The sequence below is a fragment of the Nostoc sp. NOS(2021) genome, assembly GCF_017115025.1.
GTDB lineage: Bacteria > Cyanobacteriota > Cyanobacteriia > Cyanobacteriales > Nostocaceae > Nostoc.
On record NZ_JABXKM010000120.1, the window covers coordinates 19,173 to 36,563 of the forward strand.

A 17,391-nucleotide genomic window follows, 5' to 3' on the forward strand; every position below is an offset into this window, starting at 1 on the left:
CAATTTTCATCTGGAGTAATACCAAAAAATATTATATATTGGTATTATACAGAAGGAAATTGTATGCAAAAAAATACAAGTGTTACATTAGGTGAGCATTTTGAAGCGTTTATCGCCAATCAAGTTGACAGTGGTCGTTTTGCCAGTGCCAGTGAAGCGATTCGAGCGGGACTGCGCCTTTTAGAAGAGCGAGAAATAAAACTTGCCGCTTTGCAACGAGCATTGACAGACGGGGAAAACAGCGGATTTGCTGACTATTCTCTCTCAGGATTGCTTGCAGAACTTGACCGTGAATAACGCATGTCAGCATTTCGCCTTACTGAATTAGCCACTCAAGACTTGCTATCAATCGGTCGCTACACCCAAAAAACATGGGGAACTGAGCAGAGAAACCGTTATCTTGCTATCTTGGACGATTGCTTTCATTTCTTGGCACGAGAGCCACACAGGGGACGTACTTGTGATGATATTCGCTCAGGATATCGCAAGTACCACATTGGACGACATTTGATCTTTTATCAGGAAACCAATGAAACTATCGATATTATTCGTATTTTGCATGATCGTATGGATGTGGAGTCTTATTTCAACGAAGACTAACCCAAAGACAACCTATTCCTTAACATGAACTGCAAACGCAAAAAAATAACAGCATCGATTTACAATGATGAGCTAGTCACTATTGAAAAGCTAAAAAAACGGCTCTCAGATGAAGGGCTATTGGTCGTACCAACCACAAGCGAGATACTACGCCTTGTATTACACGTCCTCAATGCTAAAACTATGAAAACTTTTACTGCAATTGTTGAGCGGGATTCTGATACAAAGCTTTATGTTGGCTATGTTCCCGGATTTCCTGGCGCACACTCCCAAGCAGAAACATTGGATGAATTACAAGAGAATCTGCGTGAAGTAATTGAGATGCTTTTGGAGGATGAAAATTTAGCATTTGATACAGAGTTTGTTGGTACACAACAAATTGTAATTCAGTAGATTATGAGCAAAATCCCGATTTTGAAACCACAAGAGGTTATTCGGATACTAGAAAGCCTTGGGTTTGTAGAGGTGCGTCAGAAAGGTTCGCATAAGCAGTTTCGCCACGAAGATGGTCGAGGAACAACCGTACCTTTTCATAAGGGACGTGATATCTCACCTAGATTGCTACGGCAAATTGCAAGTGACATAGGTTTGACTGTTGAAGAAATGTTGGGGTAGTAGTCAAACTAATTTTTATTGAGAGTTCAAATCACTAGGAAAGATGCGATCGCCTTTCGCAGGCGATTTCAGATATCATTTACCGGTATAATCAGTAGGTAAATCAAGTAAAGTCGATATGAAGCCCACAAACGAACAAACTCAGGGACTCTACAGGCTTTGTTATCGACTTACTAATGTCATTTAGCCTGGATAGCCATACACAAACATCGAACTTGTTAGGGTAGATGAACGTACTGGAAACTTATACGTACTTGCTGGCGAAAATCTGGACTTTGAGATTAAACCAACCGGAGGGTATGAACCATGACAGTAGCTAAGTATGAAGCGATGAATCTCAATGAACTACGTCACTATGTTCTCACTCACCGGGAAGATGTTGCAGCTTTCTATGTGTATGTTGATCGCTCAAAATCTGAAGGGCAAATGATCAGCATAGACTTGAATGATCAGAATTGGGAAGACAAAGTTAAAGAAGCAATTAAATATAGTTCCAATGCTATTCGCTGGTACTGTAATAATACACCAAAATATACTAAAGAAGCTCAGATAATTTCTGAATGGTGGAATCATTTAGATAATAAATTTGTTACCAAGCATCATCTTACTGGAATAGAAATTGATCAAGCAACTGGAATCTGGGAACCAATTCAAATTAACCCGCCAGTGCAAATACGCATCAGCGAACCAAGTTTAGAAATTGGTCAATCTACTACGTTGCTCAAATACAGAGGTCAAGATAACTCTATAAAACAAATAGAAGCCGTTGCTATTGACCTGGATATTGCAAAGCAAAACCTATTTGTTTGGCCGACTCAAGCAGCAGAGGTTTTTATTTTTTCAACAGAGGCTACTTAAAACTTCACTATAATGGGCGAGCTTCTCTACGAGACGCTGCGTGTAGCTTGCTTCCCCGTAGGGATACGCGATCGCACATCATTATATATTGAGATAGAATCAATACAAATCAAGAATTAAGGAGCAAGAGCGTGCAAGCCATACTTTTAAGCCGCGAAGAAGTTGCACGACGTGCGAAAGAACTATACGAAAATAGCATTCGTCAACAAGTGGAACGAGAAGAAAATATCGGTAAGATGGTGATTATTGATATAGAAACAGGTGAATACGCAGTTGATAAAATAGGTATAGAATCAGCACGATATTTACGTAACAAACACCCATTTGCTCGACTTTTTGGCATTCGCATTGGTTACAAAGTTGCAGCTTCCTTCAGTGGTGAGATGGAGCGTGATTATCGGTGATTTCTGGTATTGTCAAGAACGGACGCGCAACCGTTAATATAATATTTCGACTGCCAAATCAACCAGATTTTACTATTGAATTTGTTATCGATACAGGTTTGACAGAGTTTCTTTCTCTACCCCCAACAGCAGTTACTCTGTTGGGTTTTCCTTTTGTGTATGATATATATGCAAATTTAGCTGACAATAGTAATGTAATCTTGCCAGTACATCAAGCTACCATTATTTTGAATGGGGAAGAACGGCAAGTGAATGTACTTGCTACAGGACGGCTACCTCTATTAGGTAGAGCTTTATTTGATGAGCATGAACTTGTCATACAGTTTACCGAAGGCGGTTTAGTAAAAATTGAGGAGTTGTAGTTGTTTTCTGAATATATCGACTTTCTATCAACAGCAATAAGAATTATTACTCCGATTTAGATATAAAACCTTAGCAAAAACTGGAGCATTTTATTGAGAGTTAAGATGCACTATGAATGATGCGATCGCACTGAAAAAAGGAATAATCACCTGAGTAGCAATCAGAAACCATACCAAACCATCTAAACGCCCTTTTCAAAACAAAAAAGTAACCAAACTCCCATTGCGGAATCTGGGGTACAATACCGCCTTACAGTCTTTGAGATGATTATCCCGATTTTAGATATGCGTCTATTCCGAGAAAAAGAATGGTTATTTAGCCTACTGGTAATATCTCTAATTCTATGGCTGATATTTTTGGGAAACTCGCCTTTACGAGATTGGGATGAAGGTACTGTGGCACAGGTTGCCCGTGAAATTTGGCGTGCCCCACTTGGTTCAATGCATTGGCTTTACCCCACCTTGGGAGGTGAACCTTATCATAATAAGCCACCCCTGATGCACTTACTAATTGCTTGGACTTACTCCATCGGAGGCGTGAATGAGTGGACAACACGTCTACCGGGTGCAGTGTTAACTGCCTTGGGAGTGCCTCTGCTTTACTTGGTGGGATGTTTGCTTTTTAACCAAAGTTTACCAGCTCTGTTTGCCGCTTTAGTTTACCTGACGATGTTGCCTGTGGTGCGTCACGGACGGCTAGCAATGCTAGATGGTACAACTATTACCTTTTTCTTGCTGTTGTTGTTTTGCTTGCTAAAAGCACGTCAGAATCGTCGGTATGCTCTAGGTGTAGGATTTTGTCTAGGGTTAATCACTCTAACTAAAGGGATGATAGTTTTGCTGCTAGGGGCGATCGCTTGTTTATTCCTGATTGCAGATCGGCAGTTTGCTTTGTTAACAAGCCCCTATTTATTAGTGGGAATGTTTTTAGGAAATGCACCTGCGATCGCTTGGTTTGCTGCTCAATGGCAACATTATGGTAGTAATTTCTTCCAAGTGAATTTTCAAGCACAAACCTTTGATCGCCTTGCACAATCCGTTGAAGGTCATAGTGGGCCTCCCTGGTACTATTTAATTGAGTTAATTAAGTATAGTTTTCCTTGGCTATTATTTTTACCGGGAGGTTTTTATCTAGCTTGGAAAAAACGTCATACTACCTGGGGTCGCCTAATTATTATTGGCACAATTGTTTACTTCGGAAGTATCTCTTTAATGAGAACTAAGCTGCCGTGGTATGTTATGCCTGTATATCCATTTTTAGCTTTGGCAATTGGGGCTAAACTTAGCGAAATTTGGCAGTATGGTCATTTTAAGGTGCGAAGTTTGACAATATTTCTAGCTATTATTGCTATTGCTGGTTTCGGAGGTTGTGTTTACTTTATTATGGCAAATAAAGAGCCTGTTTTAATAGTCATGAGCATTGTTTTGGCAATAAGTATGGCCACCACAGCATGGCTAATTAAACAGCGCGATCGCAACTTTATTCCAGTGTTATTTTCTGGGATGTACTTAGTTTTAGCACTGTTGATGAGTTCGCAATCATGGATTTGGGAATTAAATGAAGCTTTCCCAGTTAAACCAGTTGCGGACTTAATTCGGGCAAATGTTTCACCAGGAACACAAATTTATACTTCTTTTGCTTATGGGCGTCCTAGTTTAGACTTTTACAGCGATTGCAAGGTAACTGCTGCAACTGTGCCACTTTTACAACAAATGTTATCTAATAAATCTTATTTGCTGTTAGACAATGTGGCTTTAGAGCAAATCAATTTAACTGGTAGTAAAATTATCGGAGCAGCTAAAGGATTTACACTGATTACCAAAAATTAATTATATCAACGAATATTGGATAGTAGATTACCTTGCTATTAGCGCTACGATCCTTCGTTAGTTACTTGAACAGTGGATTGACTAGATTGGGCTAGATAGATGCCCATTAAAACTACGGCAAAAGTCGCCCAGTCAAACAAACCTACTTGTTCTGAAAAAATGAACCAAGCAAAAATGGAGGCCAGGACTGGTTCAAGGAGAAGCGTGACAGCGACGATGCCTGAAGAGATTCTGCTGAGGCTATAAGCCAAAAGTCCCTGACCCAATACTTGGCAAAAAAGAGCTTGGAAAATTATGAAAAACCAACCCGTCCAGGAATAGGGAAACAGTCTATCTTCGAGGAATGGGAGGACGGGTAGTAGAAACATTGTTGTCACTCCACAGCGCCACAGCATGATAGTTGCAGTGCTAAATCGGGTTCGGAGTCGTTCTATCAGCAGCATACACGTAGCCATGAAAACCGCAGTTAGCAATGCTAATGTATCACCTAGTATTTGGTCAGTTGCAAATTGCACCTTATTGAGTTCAAACGCGATCGCTCCTCCCAAGGCTATGACTAGACCAATCACGAATCTGTGATCGAAGCGCCGACCGAATAACAGATACCCAGCTAAAGCCACGAATAAGGAGTTCAAATTAGACAGTAAAGCCACGTTGGCCACACTAGTTTGACTCAGCGACCAAGCCCACAAGAGAAGGTAGGTTCCAGCAGAGGTTCCCATTGCCAATAATAGCCACACTTCTTGTCTGGTAAAAGGCTTTTGTTCTATAGATTGGTTATCGGACTGTTGATAGCGGAAAGCCTCAATTCCATTCCACAGCCCAAAGACAACTGTAGCAATCCAACTGCGATGAAATACTACAGCATTTGCACCAATTTCTTGTTGACACAATTTGGTCAGAGATGGTGCTAAAGATATGGGAATTAGGGCAAACAATAATGAGACAGTTCCCAACAAAGCTGGTGTTTCGGAGAATTGTTGCTTTAGTAATGACAGTTTGATCGTCATACTTTTAAGGAAAGTGTTAACTATATTTTTGACTGATTTTTGGAACGGGTAATTAACAGCAGCTTGGCTAGATATGGCTAAGTATAAACCGATTAAAACTACAGCGAAACCTATCCAATTTGAGAAAGTTAATTTTTCCGAAAATATTACTAGAGCGAAAATACCGCTAAATACTGGCTCTAACAGATGCACCAAAGAGACAACCACAGAGGAAAACCTGGCAAGGCTATAGGTCAAAAGCCCATGGCCTAAAACTTGACAGATTAGGGCTAGGGAAATGACCCAAAGCCATCCACTGACTGTAGAGGGGAAAAGCTGATCTTGAGTGAACAAAAGTATGGGGAAGATAACTAAAGCTGCGATCGCACAGATCCACAACTGGATTGTAGCCGGAGAAAATTTGGTTCGTAATTTTTCTACAATCAGCAGGTATGCACTCAAGAAAATCGCCGAAACGATCGCAGCAAAGCTTCCTTGAACTTCGTCTGTGGCGAATTGCAGTTCCTCAAATTCAATCGCGATCGCTCCCCCAAGCGCGATCGCCATCCCAATCAAGAATTGGTTCTCAAAACCCTGACGAAATAACAGCCACACCCCTAAGCTAGTAAATATGGGAGCGAGATTATGCAACACACTAGAGATCGCAACGCTAGTTTGAGTCAGCGACCAAGCCAACAAGACTAAAGTGGCAGCCCAAAGAATACCAGCACCTAGCAATAGCCACAGATCCTGACTGGTGTAGAGCTGCTGTTCTACAGGTTTGTCTAAGGAAAATCGCTGCCGTATTGCCTTGTATCCATGCCAGAGCAAGAAGACCACACTAGCAAGCCAAAAGCGATTAAATACAGTGGCACTGGGGCTGAGTTCAATTTCGCTCAATTTCAGAAAAATAGAGCCAAAAGATATGGCACCTACACCTAGAAATAATGAAGCGATCGCTATCTTCGTTTGATTGGATACATTCATTAGGAAATTTAAATTCAACTTCTTACCAATAATGGATCAAACCCTCTAACCAACCCAGCGCTCTTGGGCAAATCCTACAGCTATTTTGGCTAGTAGCGTCACAAAAGCCCCCAATATTAAATATCCCTGACGAGGATGGCGAGATAGCAGCAAACCAATGGCTATATTCAAAGGCACAATACCGTAGGCGAGACGACTCAAAGAGATGGTACCTCCAGAGGCTAGCAGCAAACCAATACCACAAAAGCCATAAATAACTGTAACTGGGGACAATTGCGTGTGTAAGCGCCACAACACATAGCCACCACCTAAAACCATGAACAAATTGAGCAAATTATTGATCCACTGTTCGCTTGCCAGAATCAACAAAAATAAGACTAAAGCATAAAAGCCATAGAATAATTTCACACAACTAAAACGTTGACGGAAACGCCATAAAAGATAGCCACTGGCAACGATCGCGCCAAACAACAAGAGATACCAAGGGTCTTGAATCCCGCCAGAGGAGTTTTGAACCCAACCATGTTGCCAATTTTTCCTGCCAACTGCAATTTGCATGAGCATATTTAACCAACCCTGCCAATCAAATCCTAGAGTTGGTCGCCATCCCCGTTGTGCTTCGATAAAAGCTAAAGGGTCGCCAAAATAAATCGCACAATACAAACTGAATAGAAGTATGCCAATAGCGGTAGTAAAGCCAGCTATATAGGCAATGGCTGGTCGGCGTTCTTTCCAGGCTGCGATCGCCAATGCTGGAATTAGTGCCATACCTGTAGGGCGTGTTGCTGTCGCCATCGCGCCCCAAAGGGCAGTCCAGCCATACTGCTTTTGATCAAATGCCCGCAAAGTTGCCGTACTCAAAAACAAATACAGTCCTTCTGTGTAAATCACCCCCGTAAACATCGAAGATGGATACCAGGAAACTACAGCAGTAGCCCAATGCGCTGCATTGATGCCATAATGCTCTTTGATCCAAAAGTACAAACAGTAAAGCGCGGCAAAAAATGCCAAGTTGTTGACTAACGTACCTGCTAATTCAAACGGTAAGCCCAACTTCATCAAAATCCAGATGCTTAAGGGAAACAGGGGAAAGAAGGCCAGATTATGTTGCTTGCCGTCATTCACAAATTCATAGCCAGAAGTTGCGATCGCTCGATAATGTATACTATCCCAGGCATCAAAAACGCCCCAGCCAAAAGGGGGCAAAAATTCTTCTGCTGGTAACGGTAGTTTTGGCGCAACCAGCAACATGGCAGTCCAGATGAATATTCGGCTGGCAAGCCATATTGCTGCTGGAAACAGGAAATCATTTTTCCATAAAACTTTTTTTATAACTATCTGAACTTTAACCATAAGGTTGAGTGCTTCAACAAACTCCTTTATGCATCCTTTCACCTATGGTTGCAACACAGCAATTTATGAGTAATATTTTGCATATTAAATCCTCCACCAAAATAATTAACAAACTGGACAAATGGGCAACTACTTGAAATTATTTCTTATTTGGTTACTTTTGCCAATTTTATCGGAATTTTTCATTAAAAATATAGTATTTATAAATACAAGTTTTGTCTAGTTATATGAAAATTAAGCAACTTTAGGGTGTATTTTAAAAGTCGATGAAATAGTTTAGGACTTACGCACTGCAATAATAGTATATGTGTGTTAAATCACTCAGTACTCACTACGCTTATTACCGCTCTTCTATGACTCTCACGAGATAAAAATCAGAAACCTTTATTGTGATTAGTTTTTATAAATCTAGGGGTAGGTTGGGTTGAAGAACGGATGCTGTTGGCGAAAGTGTTACAAACGCACAAACAAAAGTGTTACAACTAAAAGCCGCAACCACAGATTGAAGGTTTGAGCTAATGTAATACTGTATAAGACAAAATTGTATTACATTCGTCAACAGTATCAGGAACGAAACCCAACACCAAGAATCCTTGATTTTGTTGGGTTTCACTTTGTTCAACCCAACCTACACAGGACTTACGCAAACAATAGCTGAAAAAAATGATTTTTCGGTACGGGCAATTCATGAATTGCCCCTACAGCGTGTAGTTTTGCTTAAGTCCTACTACAAATATTTGATTTTTTTATAGTAATAAAAGAGCGTTACTCCTCAAGGATAGAAAGGGCTTTTAGCTCTTTTTGTATGTATTCACGAAGCCCACCTTCAGTATATTTAAGTTGATTAATTCTTCCACTATAAATAAGATTTAATCTTGCAACTTCTATTTGATCTCGATGTACCCAATCCTCACCATCTAGAAGGTTTTCCTCGTTCCCAGTCTCCGACTGGGAATGCATTCATTGAGTCTCCGACTCAATGTCTGACTGGAGCCAGCAGCCCCTAATCAGCCATTCCCACGCAGAGCATGGGAACGAGAGAACAATGGAATGGTCAATCGAGCTTTTTTCGACTTGTGTGTACACCGTAGCTTTTTAAGGGCAGGGTGGTTTCATACAAACAGAGAAAAAGTGCAACTAGCTTTCAAAGCCTCTTGACCTTTCAGGGAGAGGTTTGGAGAGGGGTCAAAATCTAGGATAAGGAGACACGGAGACACTTTCCTTTTCCCCCTGACCGCGTTTCTACTCCTTTGCGTCAATGTATCGATTATGGTGATTGCTGTGATTAAAGAGTCCCAAGCAATTTATAGTGGGAGTTGTCTGTAAATCCTTAAGCAATTGTGAAAGCGATTACTCTTCTTGGTTCCACTGGTTCTATTGGTACTCAGACTTTAGATATTGTCACTCAGTACCCAGATCAGTTTCAGATTGTGGGATTGGCAGCTGGGGGTAATGTGGAAATGTTGGCTGCTCAAATTCGGCAGTTTCGACCGCAAATAGCAGCAATTTGCTCAGAAGAGAAATTACCAGCGCTCAAAGAAGCTATCATTGACCTCGATCCCCAGCCGATTCTACTCGCAGGCGACGCTGGAGTGATAGAAGTCGCTCGTTACGGCGATGCTCAAACCGTTGTCACTGGTATCGTTGGTTGTGCTGGTTTGCTACCCACGATCGCAGCTATTGAAGCTGGTAAAGATATTGCCTTAGCGAACAAAGAAACCCTGATTGCTGGCGCCCCTGTGGTTCTACCCCTAGTCGAAAAACATGGTGTAAAATTACTCCCAGCCGATTCCGAACATTCCGCAATCTTTCAATGCCTCCAAGGTGTGCCAAAGGGAGGCTTACGGAAAATTTTGCTGACTGCATCTGGTGGGGCTTTCCGGGACTGGGATGTAGAAAAGTTAGCAGATGTAACCGTTGCTGATGCCCTGAAGCATCCTAATTGGTCGATGGGGCGGAAAATCACGGTAGACTCTGCTACTTTGATGAATAAAGGACTGGAAGTAATTGAGGCTCACTTTCTGTTTGGGTTGGATTATGACAAGATCGAAATTGTCATTCATCCCCAAAGCATTATTCATTCGCTGATTGAACTGCAAGATACTTCAGTTTTAGCCCAACTCGGTTGGCCAGATATGCGCTTACCCTTACTGTACGCTCTATCTTGGCCCGATCGCATCTCCACCAACTGGGAACGACTAGATTTAGTCAAAGCTGGAAATTTAACCTTCCGTGAACCAGATCACCAGAAGTATCCTTGTATGCAGTTGGCTTATGCCGTGGGTAAAGCTGGTGGTTCGATGCCAGCTGTGTTGAATGCCGCCAATGAGCAAGCTGTGGCTTTATTTTTATCAGAAAAAATTCGGTTTTTAGATATTCCCCGGTGTATCGAATCGGTGTGCGATCGCCATCAAAATGATAACCGGGCAAATCCCTCTTTAGATGACATTTTGGCAGCAGATAAATGGGCAAGACAAGAAGTTTTAACAGCGACTGAAAAGTTAGAAACTCACTCGCGGATAATTTCTCTGCGATAAAAACCTTCACTCAGATACCCAAAAGGCAGATTTTCTGGTTCTTGACCAATTCTTGTTTAGCCTTCAGCCTAATCCTGAAGGCTAACGGTCAAATATCCACTTCCCCAATATCGAAAATGCGTAATCGCACTTTCCCGACTTCAACAAAAATGCGAACTGACAAGTCAGCGCTTCGCTATCGCACTTCTCCAAAATCACAAATGCGATCGCAAAGTCTCAAGGTATCGACCAATCCACAATTTTCAAACCAGGAACTTTTTCAAAATCTTTACGATTGCGCGTCACAACTGTAGCACTGACAGAAAGCGCAATGGCTGCTATTCTTAAATCTTGTGTACCAATACGAATTTTTGCTGCACGTAGTTTGTTATAAATATCAAATGCTGCTTCATCGAAATCAAGAATATTCCCTTGACATAACCGATTAAATGTTTCTTTCAATAAAGCGTAAGCTGTGACTAATTCTTGTTTTGATTTTGCTCGTTTGATAACATCTAAACGACCGTACATCTGCTCGACAATAGTTATTATTGTGACTGAAATTTCTGAAGGATTGACAGCAGCTACTTTGCTAATAACAACTGGATGTCCTCTTTGTAGTAGGGAAATCTGGTCAGTATCAAGCACCCATAGTGTCATTTTATTTATACTGAAGCAAATATTATCCTACTCTTGTGGAAAATCATATTCTATATTTTTATCTAATTCATGTCTATAGCTTTCAATAGCTTCGAGCATTTGTTCAAATTGTGGGTCATCTTTAAAAACTCCAGCCATTTCTAACCAAGGATTTTTCGGCTCAATAGATGGTAATTTAATAGGTAAAGAAACAATTTCTGCTCCTGCTAAATGGGTTTCTAGTAGTTGCTGAATTTGGCTTAGGGCTGTTGCGCGATCGCTTGCTTCTACTTGTAGTTCTGGTAAACCTGGAACGATCGCAATTGTTCTCCCATCACTACCTTGTTTAACAATAACGTTTACTAATACTTCGCTATTATCTTGGTTTTTAATTTGTGGTGTTACAGATGAGAAAGAATTCATAACGATTGTTTAAGTATATTTTCTTTAATTGTAAATGAAATAGCCCTGGTATAGCACTTCTCCAACATCACAAATGCGATAACTACGTTCAACTATACGCGATCGCACTAATCCATCAACTTCATAAACACGTAGCCGTAAGGCTTGTCGTCAGACATCGCACTTTCCCATCAAACTCAATAAATGCGATCGCTTCTACGCACTCCATCCCAAAGTCTAAGTCGGTGTAGGATAGCAAAGGCAAATATTTTTAGTATATACTATAAATACGCTTTGAGTGGGACGACAACAAAGCCGAATCAAATTTTTTGAAACACGGTATTCAATTCGAGGAAGCTGTAACAGTTTTTGCCGACCCCTATCTTCTGTTTACGGAGGACTCTATTCATTCTCAGGGAGAAGAAAGGGAATGGGCAATTGGTGAAGCGGAAGATCGCTCAATTGTTGTGGTTGTTTTTACCATGCGAGGTGAGCGAATTAGGATAATTAGTGCAAGAAAAGCTACAAGAAGGGAGTGTCAACAATATGAGTCAGGAATCTGAGTTTCCTTTTGACAAAGCAAGACGAGTTACACCAGAAGAAAACCAAAAATTCAGAGATGCGATCGCGCATCAGTTTGGGATTACGCCGAGGAAGCGTGGACGACCTGCTAAGGATGAAGAGGAAAAGTATGAGCCGATTTCTATCAGATTTCATCCTAAAATCATAGCCTGGGCGAAAGAAGAGGCAGAAAAACGAGGGGTCGGCTACCAAACGGTCATCAATGAAGCACTATTGGAGAAAATAGGCTGATAGTAAGACTTAAGCCATCTTAAAACCCAAATAAAGCTGAAATTTAACGATCGCACTCTCCTCAAACTAACCAAAATGCGATCGCACCAATCAACCCCAATAATTGATACAAAAATATCAAGAAAAAAATCTTTTCAGGAATTCTGCCAAATTGCCAAATAAGTTGCCTCTTATCCGAATAATTGTCTCATTTGCAGGTAATATGGCATTGGCACAGTTAGACAAAAAATCTTAGCTTTAGGATCTATTCCAAATTAGGTCTAATAGCTTTAGCACTAGTAATTGTTACTTCAGATAAAAATTTACCCTTTCTGAATAAACCCACTCTCAGACAAGGGCAATTATTAAGGAATTAATATATATGATTGCTACGCTGATTGTAGCTTGGATAGTCTTCATAATATTGTGGAAATTGCTGAAAGCAACCCTGAGCAGTGCATTAACTCTTGCGGCAATCCTTGTTTTATTAAATATTAGTTTTGGCATTACTCCCCAAGATATTTGGCATTACGTAACGCAGTTTGCTCAAAATCTGTCGCACATCCAAAGTGGCAAGTAAAAATCTATACTTCACTTTTGCTAATTAAAGGTGAAGTATAAAATATGAAATGACAAAATTTTTAACTTTAACGCCAGTTGCGTCAAAGTTTCTGTGGTGTTTACAACCTTTATTGGTCAATTATTATTTAATGCTGAAATCTTAGCCAATGCATCCTTAACACTCGCCGGTAATTGACGCATAATCTTGCCTCTTTCGCGATCTAAAGCAACTAAAGTCACCTTGGCAGTGACGTACAATTGTTGTCGATCAGTTGAGACAATGGCATAATCCCAATTGATGCGGACACCAGTCACCTCAGCCATGCGCGTTTTTACCACCACTGCCATACCCAATTGAATTGAACGGTGATAGCGCACAGACAGTTCTACAACTGGTAAATCACAACCTATAGCGACTAAATCAGCAAATTCAATCCCTATAGATCGCAAGCATTCAATCCGTGCTTCTTCCATCCAAGCTAGATAAGAACCGTGCCAGACAAGACCGGCATAGTCAGTGTGGTGAGGTTGCACTCTGATCGGATATTCAAACCAATTCCCAAATTCATGACTTGATGGATTGTCAAGGGCGCTGGTTGGTGGTAGTTTTGGTTGACTGGGTTTTTCTTCTGACATCTTCAAGTTTCTCAGCACCTATAAATTTTCCAGATCATTGAATAGCATAAAAATTAATTGCGTTGCCGAACTTCTTGATTTAATATTTACACTTCCGAGTCTAGGGAGTGTTTTGTTATGCAGCCTAATCTCCGGTATGTTGGTGTTGTTACTTTAACTCTACTTAGTTTACTAAGTTTTGGGATGGCTTACCCAGAAAGTAACCAAGTAAGCACAAATGCAAAATTTAGGTACGACTCCAGAGAAAAAGCTCAAGCTTTACCCAAGAATAATCAGGTCTCAGAAATTGCAAGGCTTAACGAAGAAGCTATCAAAGAATTTGGGCAAGGTCAATCGAAAGAAGCGTTGCAGAGATTAGAAAAAGCATTAGCCATCAGCAGAGAACTTGGAGAGCGCTCTTGGGAAGCGGTAACATTCAACAACATCGGCAGAATCTACCAAAGTCAAAAAAAGTATCCCGAAGCACTTCAATTTTATCAGCAAGCCCTATTAATTAACAAAGAACTTGGGGATCTCGTTCGACTTGGCAAAACCTACAGTAATATAGGTTACTTATTCGATATCCAAAACAAACCAGAGTTAGCAATTTTTTTCTATAAGCATTGCTTGATTAATCGTGAGAAAGCTCGCTTGAATCCATCAGCACTAAGTGCGCCACAACCAGATGCTTACAGCATAACTGTTAGCCAGACATATCGCCTGTTGGGTGAACGATTGCTGAAACAGGAACGTGTTGCGGAAGCACAAAAGACAATGGATTTACTCAAAGTTGAAGAACTAGAGGAATATCTTCAGAATGTGCCAGGTAATCAACGTACTGTCAAAGGTATTAATATAGCGGCAAGAGAAAAACCAATTAAACAAAAGTTGGATCAAACCTTGGATAATGCTGTTGTGCTGGGTAAAGAACTGACAACACTACGGAAAATTTCTCCCAAAGAGCGATCGCTCGAACAGAAACAACGGATCGAGCAATTAGTCCTAAATCAACAGCAACTACTGGATAAATTTAACGAATTTATCAATAGTCCTTCAGTGAAAACACAGGTAGAGCAAATTAGCCGTACAGCTAGGCGGCAAAATTTGGATTTAGAGAGTCTCAACGAACTTCGCGATAATTTGGCGCGATTACCTCAAAAATCGGCACTACTCTACCCACTGATTTTAAAAGATAGTTTGGAATTAGTATTGGTAACTCCTGAATCCCCACCAATTCATCGCACCGTTGCTGTAAAACGTGAAAACCTCTATCAGACAATTGGTGCTTTTCGGCAAGCTTTAATCAATCCCAGTCGCAATATCAAACCACCTGCACGCCAATTGTATGACTGGCTAATTAAACCGATAGAAAAAGACCTGAAGCTATCAGGTACACAAACTCTGATTTACGCTCCAGATGACCAGTTACGCTACATTCCTTTAACTGCTTTATATGATGGCAAAGAATGGCTAGTGCAACGCTTCAATGTGAATCACATTACATCTGCCAGCCTGACTAACTTAAACACCCCAAAACAATCTACTTTGCGGGTTTTAGCCGGTGCTTTTACTAAAGGTAATTATCAAATCAAAGTTGGTAATCGGCAGGTTGCTTTCGCTGGTTTGCCCTTTGCAAACCGGGAAGTGGAAAGTTTAGCAGCTGCGGTTCCTGAAACTAAGACACTTTTAGACGATGCCTTTAGCCCCAGAGTCGCTGTACCCCAAATGGATGATTATACAATTGTCCATTTAGCGACTCATGCAGCCTTTGTGGTGGGTAAACCAGAAGATTCGTTTATTTTATTCGGGAATGGCGATCGCGTGAACTTTAGAAATGTCGCCACTTGGTCACTCCCCCATGTAGATTTGGTAGTGTTGAGCGCCTGTGAAACCGGCTTGGGAGGCAAGTTGGGTAACGGTGAGGAAATTTTGGGCTTTGGCTATCAGATGCAACAAACCGGCGCTAGAGCCGCGATCGCCTCTTTGTGGTCTGTGGATGATGGTGGTACACAGGCAATCATGAGTGCTTTTTATGCTATCCTATCCACTGAGAATTTAACTAAAACTGAAGCTTTACGACAAGCTCAAATCTCATTAATTACTGGAGATTGGAAGTCCCTAAGTCACAATGTACCCCTAGCAGCAGTTAGTGACTTTAGTCATCCGTACTATTGGGCACCCTTTATTTTGATTGGCAATGGACTTTAGGTGTTGATCGTTCCCCACCTTTGCCAGAGGATAGATTTTTCTTTTCTTGTGGCTGATGTGTCAGCTAGAAAATTCATTAAAAATTCATAATTCATAATTGATAATTCATAATTGCGTTATATAAGTAGATTTAGACCCCAAGCAAAACTGGGTTGCTTGCTTGATAGTTGCAGGTTTTTTGACCTGTCTTTTAATTATGAATTATGAATTATGAATTAGTAATTATGTTGATTGTGATTAGCAGTGCGTTTTACCACCTTCCAGCTAAAGGCTCAAAATCTGGCTCGTGAGGTTTTGGCAGATACAAAAAAATGTGCGATGAGCCAGCCACGAGCCAATCACTTAATGGTAATGGAGAATAGGTAAGAGCGATCGCTAACTAAGCCACCATTACCAATTACCGATAATCAATTTTTAATTTGCGATCGACCTTTGGAACCTTAATACTTCTTGGCAAGAGTTTTAGAACCTGTATCAGTTTGCATAGATTGCTTGACAAGATTAGCCAGCTCGTCTAGTTGGCTAATTGCCTCCGCACCTTCTAGCTTCATTAATTCGCGGTCATCCCGCATTTCCGTCCAAGTAATCCCGTAATCGGACACTAAAAACCGAATCAGGTGGTTATCACCCAAGCTAACCATAAACGATGCACTATTCATTTGGTCGCCACAGGTGTAACAGGACGCAAGATACCCGCGCCGCTCTAGTACAATCGCCAAGGCTTGCAGGTTCATTACCAAGTCTTGGACGAATTGTCGATGTTGATGTGCTAGTCTCAGAAACACTTTTGTCCTCCAGACACCACAGTTGAGTCTCTTTTATATTTTCTTTAGATTTTCTCATCCACTGTATTGTAAACTATTCATTACAATTACCAGACAGATGATATTGAGTCATGTAATTGACTACCTTGTTTAGGGTAGTGGATCAGGCTTTTGAGCGCCGTATCAAACTATTCAGTTTGCAAATTCAAAATCTCGGACAGAATTGCTAAATTTAACTATATCTTTATACACTTCTGTCAGGATAGATTCTTAGAGGAAGCGATCCGCTTTAAGAGTAACTTAAATCTACCACTAGTCAACTACAGAAAAGCTACATATTGCGTTTTTATAAGCCGTGTGTAGCCAAATTCACTGGTAGTAGAGGTCATAACGTAGTTTTGCATCGTTATAGTGTCTTTTGCTTAGATGTTTGATCTGTTCTCTTTCTAACGTAGGTTCTGGTATAGACAAATGATTCCGTATACCAAATTCTTTCCTCCTCTAGATATAAAGTTGAGCACATAAGAGTGCGAATTTGAGATTCAGTACTAAAAGCAGGTTAATTGTAGTCCTTTATACAAACTTTACATAATTAATAGAAAAGTCTGAGTGTAGAATCCACAATGGATAAACTTAAGATTGACAATCCCTAAATTCAGGAGAGCAATGTTGCCATTTAGGCAATATTTTCAGATATAGCAGTTGCCAGGTAGCCATTGACATCAGCTAATCATAAAACACTGACACCAAGAGACTTTTAACCCTGTTAAGAGTTCCCTATTAAGAGTTCCCTGCTATATAGTATATTTCGATTATTTATTCAAACTGAGTAATAATTTTTTATTTATAGCAACGGACAAGAAGGTTAGGACATTAACTGATGATAAAACCTATAT

At 40.6% G+C, this 17,391-nt stretch carries 21 protein-coding genes; 14 read left to right on the plus strand and 7 right to left on the minus strand.

The genetic code is table 11. The features are described 5' to 3' along the window. Window positions 1-63 precede the first annotated feature (63 nt). The 8 genes from HWQ41_RS15555 to HWQ41_RS15590 all read left to right on the plus strand — a co-directional run bounded on the left by HWQ41_RS15555 (window position 64) and on the right by HWQ41_RS15590 (window position 4,669). Window positions 64-297: a type II toxin-antitoxin system ParD family antitoxin gene (locus HWQ41_RS15555; protein ID WP_229549494.1), complete on the plus strand. Its 234-nt coding sequence runs from the start codon at window positions 64-66 to the stop codon at window positions 295-297. Window positions 298-300: 3 nt separating this feature from the next. Beyond that, window positions 301-600, plus strand: coding sequence for a type II toxin-antitoxin system RelE/ParE family toxin (locus HWQ41_RS15560; RefSeq protein WP_292764295.1), 300 nt, complete (start codon window positions 301-303; stop codon window positions 598-600). Between the two features lie 183 nt (window positions 601-783). Continuing rightward, complete coding sequence (locus tag HWQ41_RS15565; RefSeq protein ID WP_196521206.1) at window positions 784-993, plus strand: type II toxin-antitoxin system HicB family antitoxin; 210 nt, start codon at window positions 784-786, stop codon at window positions 991-993. Window positions 994-996: 3 nt separating this feature from the next. After that, on the plus strand, window positions 997-1,215 hold the full coding sequence (locus HWQ41_RS15570) for a type II toxin-antitoxin system HicA family toxin (protein ID WP_104909481.1): 219 nt from the start codon (window positions 997-999) through the stop codon (window positions 1,213-1,215). A gap of 306 nt (window positions 1,216-1,521) precedes the next feature. Then, window positions 1,522-2,073 carry a hypothetical protein gene (locus tag HWQ41_RS15575; RefSeq protein WP_292764301.1) on the plus strand — a complete coding sequence of 184 codons (552 nt, stop codon included), beginning with the start codon at window positions 1,522-1,524 and terminating at the stop codon, window positions 2,071-2,073. 131 nt (window positions 2,074-2,204) lie between these two features. After that, a complete protein-coding gene (locus HWQ41_RS15580; RefSeq protein WP_292764304.1) occupies window positions 2,205-2,477 on the plus strand; it encodes a hypothetical protein in 273 nt (90 codons plus the stop codon). Further along, entirely contained in the window at window positions 2,474-2,839 is a 366-nt protein-coding gene (locus tag HWQ41_RS15585; RefSeq protein WP_292764306.1) for a clan AA aspartic protease, read from the plus strand. The genes HWQ41_RS15580 and HWQ41_RS15585 overlap by 4 nt, the downstream gene beginning before the upstream one ends. Before the next feature lie 285 nt (window positions 2,840-3,124). Continuing rightward, on the plus strand, window positions 3,125-4,669 hold the full coding sequence (locus HWQ41_RS15590; protein ID WP_292764347.1) for a glycosyltransferase family 39 protein: 1,545 nt from the start codon (window positions 3,125-3,127) through the stop codon (window positions 4,667-4,669). 44 nt (window positions 4,670-4,713) lie between these two features. On the opposite strand, the gene HWQ41_RS15595 is transcribed toward HWQ41_RS15590, so the two are convergent. Both HWQ41_RS15595 and HWQ41_RS15600 read right to left on the minus strand, forming a co-directional pair. After that, the gene (locus tag HWQ41_RS15595) at window positions 4,714-6,645 is read right to left on the minus strand and encodes an EamA family transporter (RefSeq protein WP_292764309.1); all 1,932 of its coding nucleotides are present in this window, start codon (window positions 6,643-6,645) and stop codon (window positions 4,714-4,716) included. 45 nt (window positions 6,646-6,690) lie between these two features. After that, window positions 6,691-7,998: a mannosyltransferase family protein gene (locus HWQ41_RS15600; protein WP_292764311.1), complete on the minus strand. Its 1,308-nt coding sequence runs from the start codon at window positions 7,996-7,998 to the stop codon at window positions 6,691-6,693. A gap of 875 nt (window positions 7,999-8,873) precedes the next feature. Between HWQ41_RS15600 and HWQ41_RS15605 the strand changes: the two genes are divergently transcribed. Next, window positions 8,874-9,005: a hypothetical protein gene (locus tag HWQ41_RS15605; protein WP_292764313.1), complete on the plus strand. Its 132-nt coding sequence runs from the start codon at window positions 8,874-8,876 to the stop codon at window positions 9,003-9,005. A 333-nt stretch (window positions 9,006-9,338) separates the two neighbouring features. Continuing rightward, window positions 9,339-10,535: a 1-deoxy-D-xylulose-5-phosphate reductoisomerase gene (gene dxr / locus HWQ41_RS15610; RefSeq protein WP_292764315.1), complete on the plus strand. Its 1,197-nt coding sequence runs from the start codon at window positions 9,339-9,341 to the stop codon at window positions 10,533-10,535. Between the two features lie 216 nt (window positions 10,536-10,751). Here the strand turns inward: dxr and HWQ41_RS15615 are convergent, their stop codons facing one another. The 3 genes from HWQ41_RS15615 to HWQ41_RS15625 all read right to left on the minus strand — a co-directional run bounded on the left by HWQ41_RS15615 (window position 10,752) and on the right by HWQ41_RS15625 (window position 11,820). Further along, window positions 10,752-11,174 (minus strand): type II toxin-antitoxin system VapC family toxin, encoded by a 423-nt coding sequence (locus tag HWQ41_RS15615; RefSeq protein ID WP_292764317.1) that lies wholly within the window; start codon window positions 11,172-11,174, stop codon window positions 10,752-10,754. Window positions 11,175-11,201: 27 nt separating this feature from the next. Then, window positions 11,202-11,576 (minus strand): hypothetical protein, encoded by a 375-nt coding sequence (locus HWQ41_RS15620; protein WP_292764319.1) that lies wholly within the window; start codon window positions 11,574-11,576, stop codon window positions 11,202-11,204. Window positions 11,577-11,697: 121 nt separating this feature from the next. Beyond that, complete coding sequence (locus HWQ41_RS15625) at window positions 11,698-11,820, minus strand: hypothetical protein (protein WP_292764321.1); 123 nt, start codon at window positions 11,818-11,820, stop codon at window positions 11,698-11,700. Between the two features lie 22 nt (window positions 11,821-11,842). Between HWQ41_RS15625 and HWQ41_RS15630 the strand changes: the two genes are divergently transcribed. The 3 genes from HWQ41_RS15630 (at window position 11,843) to HWQ41_RS15640 (ending at window position 12,927) form a co-directional block, all read left to right on the plus strand. Beyond that, entirely contained in the window at window positions 11,843-12,118 is a 276-nt protein-coding gene (locus tag HWQ41_RS15630; protein ID WP_292764350.1) for a BrnT family toxin, read from the plus strand. Beyond that, complete coding sequence (locus HWQ41_RS15635; RefSeq protein ID WP_292764324.1) at window positions 12,102-12,368, plus strand: BrnA antitoxin family protein; 267 nt, start codon at window positions 12,102-12,104, stop codon at window positions 12,366-12,368. The genes HWQ41_RS15630 and HWQ41_RS15635 overlap by 17 nt, the downstream gene beginning before the upstream one ends. 361 nt (window positions 12,369-12,729) lie before the next feature. Then, a complete protein-coding gene (locus HWQ41_RS15640; protein WP_292764327.1) occupies window positions 12,730-12,927 on the plus strand; it encodes a hypothetical protein in 198 nt (65 codons plus the stop codon). 116 nt (window positions 12,928-13,043) lie between these two features. On the opposite strand, the gene HWQ41_RS15645 is transcribed toward HWQ41_RS15640, so the two are convergent. Then, window positions 13,044-13,544, minus strand: a complete 501-nt coding sequence (locus HWQ41_RS15645; RefSeq protein ID WP_292764330.1) for a thioesterase family protein — start codon at window positions 13,542-13,544, stop codon at window positions 13,044-13,046. 117 nt (window positions 13,545-13,661) lie between these two features. On the opposite strand from HWQ41_RS15645, the gene HWQ41_RS15650 reads away from it, so the two are divergent. Then, window positions 13,662-15,731, plus strand: a complete 2,070-nt coding sequence (locus HWQ41_RS15650) for a CHAT domain-containing protein (RefSeq protein ID WP_292764332.1) — start codon at window positions 13,662-13,664, stop codon at window positions 15,729-15,731. A gap of 440 nt (window positions 15,732-16,171) precedes the next feature. On the opposite strand, the gene HWQ41_RS15655 is transcribed toward HWQ41_RS15650, so the two are convergent. Then, window positions 16,172-16,516 (minus strand): DUF1815 family protein, encoded by a 345-nt coding sequence (locus tag HWQ41_RS15655; RefSeq protein ID WP_229548652.1) that lies wholly within the window; start codon window positions 16,514-16,516, stop codon window positions 16,172-16,174. Window positions 16,517-17,391 lie beyond the last annotated feature (875 nt).

Coding starts and splice junctions, on each gene's coding strand:
- HWQ41_RS15570 (WP_104909481.1), top strand. CDS start 997: ATGAGCAAAATCCCGATTTTGAAACCACAAGAGGTTATTCGGATACTA.
- HWQ41_RS15640 (WP_292764327.1), top strand. CDS start 12,730: ATGATTGCTACGCTGATTGTAGCTTGGATAGTCTTCATAATATTGTGG.
- HWQ41_RS15615 (WP_292764317.1), bottom strand. CDS start 11,174: ATGACACTATGGGTGCTTGATACTGACCAGATTTCCCTACTACAAAGA.
- HWQ41_RS15555 (WP_229549494.1), top strand. CDS start 64: ATGCAAAAAAATACAAGTGTTACATTAGGTGAGCATTTTGAAGCGTTT.
- HWQ41_RS15565 (WP_196521206.1), top strand. CDS start 784: ATGAAAACTTTTACTGCAATTGTTGAGCGGGATTCTGATACAAAGCTT.
- HWQ41_RS15575 (WP_292764301.1), top strand. CDS start 1,522: ATGACAGTAGCTAAGTATGAAGCGATGAATCTCAATGAACTACGTCAC.
- HWQ41_RS15650 (WP_292764332.1), top strand. CDS start 13,662: ATGCAGCCTAATCTCCGGTATGTTGGTGTTGTTACTTTAACTCTACTT.
- HWQ41_RS15635 (WP_292764324.1), top strand. CDS start 12,102: ATGAGTCAGGAATCTGAGTTTCCTTTTGACAAAGCAAGACGAGTTACA.
- HWQ41_RS15600 (WP_292764311.1), bottom strand. CDS start 7,998: ATGGTTAAAGTTCAGATAGTTATAAAAAAAGTTTTATGGAAAAATGAT.
- HWQ41_RS15645 (WP_292764330.1), bottom strand. CDS start 13,544: ATGTCAGAAGAAAAACCCAGTCAACCAAAACTACCACCAACCAGCGCC.
- HWQ41_RS15560 (WP_292764295.1), top strand. CDS start 301: ATGTCAGCATTTCGCCTTACTGAATTAGCCACTCAAGACTTGCTATCA.
- HWQ41_RS15595 (WP_292764309.1), bottom strand. CDS start 6,645: ATGAATGTATCCAATCAAACGAAGATAGCGATCGCTTCATTATTTCTA.
- HWQ41_RS15590 (WP_292764347.1), top strand. CDS start 3,125: ATGCGTCTATTCCGAGAAAAAGAATGGTTATTTAGCCTACTGGTAATA.
- HWQ41_RS15620 (WP_292764319.1), bottom strand. CDS start 11,576: ATGAATTCTTTCTCATCTGTAACACCACAAATTAAAAACCAAGATAAT.